The organism is Thioalkalivibrio sp. ALMg13-2 (assembly GCF_000381185.1).
Taxonomy (GTDB): Bacteria; Pseudomonadota; Gammaproteobacteria; order Ectothiorhodospirales; family Ectothiorhodospiraceae; genus Thioalkalivibrio; species Thioalkalivibrio versutus.
In genome coordinates, this window is record NZ_KB906145.1 from 1 (window position 1) to 6,412 (window position 6,412).

General features: G+C 61.1%; 8 protein-coding genes. 4 read left to right on the forward strand and 4 right to left on the reverse strand.

From position 1 onward, the window contains the following. Positions 1-252: transposase (locus tag F618_RS0114280; protein WP_019568974.1), on the reverse strand; the 252-nt coding region annotated here is incomplete at its 3' end. Between the two features lie 155 nt (positions 253-407). On the opposite strand from F618_RS0114280, the gene F618_RS15855 reads away from it, so the two are divergent. Then, a complete protein-coding gene (locus F618_RS15855) occupies positions 408-851 on the forward strand; it encodes a GNAT family N-acetyltransferase (RefSeq protein ID WP_081620927.1) in 444 nt (147 codons plus the stop codon). A 276-nt stretch (positions 852-1,127) separates the two neighbouring features. Then, complete coding sequence (locus F618_RS0114285; protein ID WP_231362693.1) at positions 1,128-1,304, forward strand: hypothetical protein; 177 nt, start codon at positions 1,128-1,130, stop codon at positions 1,302-1,304. Between the two features lie 64 nt (positions 1,305-1,368). Here F618_RS0114285 and F618_RS0114290 read toward each other — a convergent pair whose 3' ends face one another. Together F618_RS0114290 and F618_RS0114300 are read right to left on the reverse strand one after the other, a co-directional pair. Beyond that, positions 1,369-1,755: a cupin domain-containing protein gene (locus tag F618_RS0114290; RefSeq protein WP_018950655.1), complete on the reverse strand. Its 387-nt coding sequence runs from the start codon at positions 1,753-1,755 to the stop codon at positions 1,369-1,371. Between the two features lie 828 nt (positions 1,756-2,583). Further along, positions 2,584-3,186 (reverse strand): PEP-CTERM sorting domain-containing protein, encoded by a 603-nt coding sequence (locus tag F618_RS0114300; RefSeq protein WP_019568976.1) that lies wholly within the window; start codon positions 3,184-3,186, stop codon positions 2,584-2,586. A gap of 906 nt (positions 3,187-4,092) precedes the next feature. Here F618_RS0114300 and F618_RS0114310 point away from each other — a divergent pair. Next, positions 4,093-5,460: a DUF2254 domain-containing protein gene (locus tag F618_RS0114310; protein WP_019568978.1), complete on the forward strand. Its 1,368-nt coding sequence runs from the start codon at positions 4,093-4,095 to the stop codon at positions 5,458-5,460. A 157-nt stretch (positions 5,461-5,617) separates the two neighbouring features. Further along, complete coding sequence (locus F618_RS0114315; protein WP_019568979.1) at positions 5,618-5,950, forward strand: DUF3634 family protein; 333 nt, start codon at positions 5,618-5,620, stop codon at positions 5,948-5,950. Positions 5,951-6,152: 202 nt separating this feature from the next. Here the strand turns inward: F618_RS0114315 and F618_RS0114320 are convergent. Continuing rightward, a partial coding sequence (locus F618_RS0114320) for an integrase core domain-containing protein (RefSeq protein ID WP_019568980.1) occupies positions 6,153-6,412 on the reverse strand: 260 nt, incomplete at its 5' end.

Genomic DNA, 6,412 nt, shown 5'->3' on the forward strand with positions numbered 1-6,412 from the left:
GATCACGTCCTTCAGGGCCGTGTTCTCCAGGGCCAGCTCGGCATACATCCGTTTGAGCCGGTTGTTCTCGTCCTCCAGCTCCTTCAGCCGTCGGACGTCCGCAGCCTCCATGCCACCGTACTTCGACTTCCACTGGTAGTAGGTCGCCTCAGAGACCCCGATCTCCCGACAGACGTCCTTCACCTTCCGGCCGCCTTCGACCTGCTTCAGCGTCTGAACAATCTGACTCTCCGTAAACCGACTCTTGCGCATCTCGGCCTCCTTTGGCTCTAGTGTGCCCGGAGACTTCCAGTTTTCAATGGACCGAATTTACGGGAAGTCGACATGACCCCGAAGTCCCGCGCGTCTTCGCCTCCATTCCGAAGCCGCGCGTGCTGTTGGCGTTATGCTTTTAGAGGACTCGTCAAGTGATAGAAGCAGTGTCAAGTAAGAACATCGAAGAAGCACTCCCGCTGATTAGAAAATACCAGGAGTTCTACAAGGTTCAGGAAATTGATGATGAGAAGAATCGAGTGTTCTTCTCTCAGTTCAGCGAAAATGGAAATAATGGCTGCATTTTCCTTTTCAGGAGCAAAGCCGGAGACGCCGTGGCTTTTGCTACTGTATATTTTACGTATGTATCCAGCATTCCAGCTCGGGTCGGCGTTATGAGCGACCTTTATACATTGCCAGCCCATAGAGGAAACGGGATAGGCAAGCAGCTGATCAATCATTGCCTGGAGTTCGCCCGGGAAAAGGGTGCAGCAAGACTTCAATGGCTTACAGCCCAAGACAATCATCCGGCTCAAAAACTTTACGACTCCCTTAATACAAAAAAGAGCGCATGGTATGTCTACACGTACAGCGCATAGCCAAGCAAAGCAGTTCGGCCCTGCGGACCTGCGAACTCATGACGGGGTCGGACCACGGTAACGCAATGAGAATAGGCTGAGCGTCATAATGTGACGCCGATTTTTCGGGGCCAAGACGGCCCCGTTTTTCGTTCGAACGCTAGATCAGATCACTGGAGTCAGCCGTTGCGCTTTGCTCCCGTGTCTACGGAGTCTAGTCCTCGTCTTCGGCCCTCGGAGAAACATGACCAGGTCGGACCACGGTAAACAATCGGTGTGGGCGCGCTGCTCGGCCTCATGGCGGGCGCAGCGCTGGCGATCCGGCTGGACCAGGGACATGTCATCGAGGTGGCCGGCCGTACGCTGGAGCATGGAGGCTGGTCCGTGGTGGCCCGCCCGAAAGATCCCGAGCAGACGCATCAGGTCGTGGCATCGCTGCGATCCGGGAGTGAGCGGATCGTGCGCAGCCTGTAACCGGCTCGGCTGCTGGCCCCGGGGCGGGGGACGTCCTGCCCCGGGGCTTTGCGGGCGTTGGCGGTTAGCTGTCGAGTTGCTTTTTCAGGTGGTTCAGGGTCTCGCAGTGCTCGTGCTGCGGGCTGAAGAGGATGATTTCCGCGTCCTCTTCGACCCGGAGTGTGTGCCCTGGCGGCCAGTAGAACAAATCCCCGGCGCTGACTGTTTCCTCGCTGCCATCCCGGTACGTCATGATGAGCCGACCCTGGATCATGTAGCCCCAGTGGGGTGACTGGCAAAGATCCTCCTTCAGGCCCCGGAGCAACGGGGTGATGTCAGTCCCCGTCTCGAGCGAGAAATATTCCCCGGTCATCTGCGTGTAGCCGGACGCATCCCCGAACGCCAGGACCTGGCGGGCCACAGCGCCCGGCGCACTGAATACCTCGGGTACCTCGGACCGCGCGATGTGCATGATCAACCTCCTTCCCGTCCCACCACGGGAGTGCCGTTCAGACCGAATGGTCTGTTTTGAATCTTAGACCGTGGTACCGAGGGTGCAAGACGGGGGCGTCGGAGTGTGCACCGGAGCACGCGCGCATAGACATCGGCCGCAGCCGGGGCTGTGGCAGGAGTTTGCGCGGGTGTGACACCCCAGGAGGGAAAGGCTGCATTGACCCGCATGACGGGGTCGGACCACGGTAACTAGGTGTATTCCGGCCCACAAATGGGCTCTTACTCTGAGATCGTATCCCGCCCCGGCACCGCGAAGGGGACCGGTAGAGTCTCGGGCCGCTCCGACGGATTGCCGCGGCCTCTGCGAGGCCTCGCAATGACGGCGCTTCGGGCATCAGATCAACGGGCATCAGATCAAAAAGAGGAGACCTACGTTTACACGCCCCACCCCGGTCATCCCGGCCGTAGCGAAGTGTAGAGCCGGGATCTCCCAGCTCGGGAAACACTCGGACACCGATTCCACCCCCAACCGCGGGGATCCCGGATAACGGCTGCGCGGTTTCCGGGATGACCAGACAGTGTCATCCATGATGGGGCGGACGACGGTAATGGAATCCTGGCATTTGCAGCGCACGCTGCGCTGCACCGGTTTGATTGCCTTTGCGATAGCAAGGGGGCTTTGCAGCCTGCATCAGGCTCAACCACCTGCGGCGGGCGGATCTGGCGGCACAACCTTGTGCCGCGGGGAAACCGGCACCCCTCCCGCCGGAGGCGAATGTGCGCCGGGCGCAGAGGAAAGGCCCCGGAATCGCTTCCGGGGCCCGTTGGGACAGGGTGCTGCGGTGGCTTACGCCGTCGCGGCCGGGGCGGGGTCCTTGCGCCGGCGCAGGGCCCAGCCGAGCATCACGAGGCCGATACCGACCAGGAGCAGCGAGCCGGGGGTCGGTACTTTGGTAGGCCCGTTACGGTAGAACACCGAGATGTGCGAGATGTCGCGATCCTCGCCCGCGCCCGACAAATCGAACGGGGGGGCGGTCAACGGGGTGGCGTAGGCCCCGCCCAGGGCGCCGTTCAGCATGTCGTAGGCCACGATGTTGGTGTCGGCGCCATCCTTGAACGCGAACATCAGGTTCTCGAAATTGCTCCAGAAGTCGAGAACCACCAGCTCCCAGGTCCCGCTCTGGGCATCGCCGTTGAAGCTCACGATGGTTGCCGGATCATCGGGGTCGTTGATCAGGTTGCCGTTGGTGTCCTCGTACTTGCCGTCGAACAGCCAGTCCGAGTAGCCGAAGAATTCGGCATTGTTGACGACTGTGAGGCTGGTATTCACGTTGCCGTCAAGCGGCTCCAGGACCTGGCAGCCCTGGTTGGGGGTGACCTTGTCGCCCAGGTTGCCGTCGAGATCGGAGCAGTTGATGACGCTGGCGGAGGCCGATCCGGCGGCAATCATGCCTCCCGCGAGCAGAAGGGCGAGGGTTCCGCCCCGTACAGTCTTTGTAGTCATGGTCGTTACCTCGTGGGTCTGCGCAGGCAGGTTGAGGTTTGGGGTTTGGGGTCTGCGCTCACCCACGAATCAGCAACATCCATGCCCGCTGGATTCCGCTCTATATTGACGTTGGAAAACCGTAGGTTACGCGCACCCGACGGGGGGCGGTCGCAAACGCGATCATCGGGTGTAAAGGGTTCTGACGCGTGCACGGGTCAAGGACCTCGACCAGGTCACATCGACGGGGTTGGGCCACGGTAACTAGGCGTGTTAACGGGGCTTTCTGAACCCCAAGGGCTGTTTGAGGGCGTTAAACGGCGCATTGCGGCCCATAAATGGGCTCCTACTCTGAGAGAGGATCCCGCTCCGGCACCGCGAAGGCGACCGGTAAGGCCTCGGGCTGCCTCGACGGATTGCCGCGGCCTCTGCGAGGCCGCGCAATGAAGCCATCTCAACCTTTTCCCCCGCCCCTTCCGGTCCTGACGACACGCGGCGTACTCTGCTGTAGAAACGGAGTAGTACAAAAAAGGAGACAGAGATGGGGCTTTACGATCGCGACTATGTCCAGGAGAAACAAACGCCCCATACCAAGAAAGCGAGGGGTGATCGAACCGGGGGAACATCCAAACCTGGTGCTGACGTCCGCCGGACTCGCCCGGCTCAGACGTCGCACTCGACAACCGGGGCCCCACCCCGTCCAGACTGGAAGACGATCGTCCTATGGGCATCCCTCGCCGCGAACGTGATGCTTCTAACGGCCTTGGTCATCCTCCACGGAAGATAGGATCTCCCGGGGTCGGGAGAATGGAGGAAGACGGTGTCGGTCCACGGTAACTCGGCGAACAGCATGTGAGTGAATGAGGCGTCATAGTGAAAACACTGACTTTCAGGTATTGGGACCGCATTCGATCCAGCTTATGGTTCATCCCCACCATGATGGCCCTGGGCGCGGTGTTTTTGGCCTTTATAAGCGTCGCCCTGGATAGGCCGGTGACGAACTGGTTGTTGCGTTCGTGGGGCTGGACATTCACCGGTGGAGCCGAGGGGGCCAGCGCCGTGCTGGGGGTCATCGCCGGATCGATGATCACCATCGCTGGAGTTGTGTTTTCGATGACGCTGGTCGCCCTGTCGCTGGCGACGTCGCAGTTGGGGCCGCGCTTGCTCCGCAATTTCCTGCGCGATACGACGACTCAGGTCGTGCTGGGCACGTTCGTCGCCACCTTCCTGTATTGCTTGCTGGTCCTCCTTACCATCCGGCGCGCGGAGGAGGTTGCTTTCGTTCCTCATATATCAATCACGCTCGGCGTACTCTTTGCGGTCGCGAGCGTGGGGGTGCTGATCTACTTCATTCACCACGTGTCTGTTTCGATGCAGGCCAACGAAATCGTGGCGCGCGTGAGCGACGAGTTGATCGCCGGGGTGGACCGCCTGTTTCCGGAACACATCGGGCAGGGGACGCCACGGACGTCGGCAACACCACCCGAGTCGGCATTTCTGGACGTATTTGACCGGGAGGCTCGTCCCATTCGAGCGAGCGCGGACGGATACATTCAGTTCATCGACACGGACGCCTTGATCGAGTTGGCGATGCAAAAGGATGTGGTCATTCGACTGGAGCGAGTACCCGGCGACTATGTGGTCTCCGGTGGCCCCCTGATGCTGGTCTGGCCGGGAGAAAGGGCCGCCGACGTGCCTGCGGATCAGGTCAACAACACCTTCGCCTTGGGTAACCAGCGGACTTCGGGCCAGGACATCGAGTTCGCGGTTACCCAACTCGTGGAGGTCGCTCTGCGTGCCCTCTCCTCGGGAGTGAATGACCCGTTCACGGCAATTACGTGCGTAGACCACCTGGCGTCCGCGTTGAGTCGTTTGGCTACGCGAGACATGCCATCGCCCTATCGTTATGACAGTACGGATCAGCTGAGGGTGATTGCTCCAGGGTCTACTTTTGTGGACGTCACAGATGCGGCCTTCAACCAGATCCGACAAGTGTCCCGCTCGAACACCGCGGTTACTGTCCGCCTGCTGGAAACGATCGCCGAGGTCGCGAGATTCGTACAGCGGCCAGAGGATCGCGCTGCGCTGTTACGGCACGCTGAAATGATTGCCCGTGGGGCTAGTGAGGGACAGCCCGAAGTTGAGGACCGCCAGAAGGTAGAGGAACGCTTTGAATATGCGAAACAATTGTTGAGCGTGTCGCCAAGGACAGGGTCGGACCACGGTAACGGACTGAGTTAACGCGGCTTTGCGAATCTGAAGGGCTATTTCCAGGGCTTACACGGGGCTTTTGGGCCCGTAAATGGGCTATTGCGGTGACGAGCCGCCGACGAGCGGAGGCGAAGAACTGCGGATGGGGTGCGCTACACTGGGGCGCACCCTTGTCCCGCCATCCATCATGCTGTTCACGTTCCTGATCATGTTCGCCCTGCTGGGGCTTGGCGTTGCGCTGATGCTCTGGCATGCCCGGCTGGTGTTTTCGGTGGAGCTGCGCGATGGCGCTGCCCGCGTGCGGCGCGGCAAGCCGCCGTCCGGGTTCGTGCGGGGCTGCGAGGACGTCGCTCGACGATACGGGCTGAAGCAGGGCCGGATCCAGGCCGTGCGCACCGACCGGGGTGTCGAGTTGCGCTTCTCCCGCCACCTCCCACCGAAGACGCATCAGGCCTTTCGCAACGTCTGGACACCCCCGCCCGGCGGAGGGGGAGGCGGCGGCATGCGCGCGACGGGATAGCGAGGCGCGGGGCTCGGGGGCAGTCCCTGGCTTTTGGTCCCGTGGCAATCGAGCGGCATCCAGGCCACTCCGACCGATTGCCACGGCCTCTTCGAGGCCTCGCAATGACGAAGAACCCAGGCTCGCAAAAAGATTTAACCCGCATGCATTATATGAGCGGGTGCGAACCTGAATTCTGGGTGGTTCTGTCGACTTCCCCGGATTAGGTCCACGCATAACTAGAGGTTTCCGGGGTGTGTAACTGCCGGTATTCGACCGGCGTCAGGTCCCCCAGCGCGTCGTGAGGGATGGTTTCGTTGTAGTCCTGCAGCCACTGCTCGGTGTGTTCCCGGACTTCGGTCAGCGTTCGGAAGACGTAGAGGTCCAGGACCCCGCGGCGGTAGCTGCCGTTGAACCGTTCGATGAAGCCGTTCTGCATCGGTTTGCCCGGCTGGATGAAGCTCAGTTCCACGCCGCGCTGGT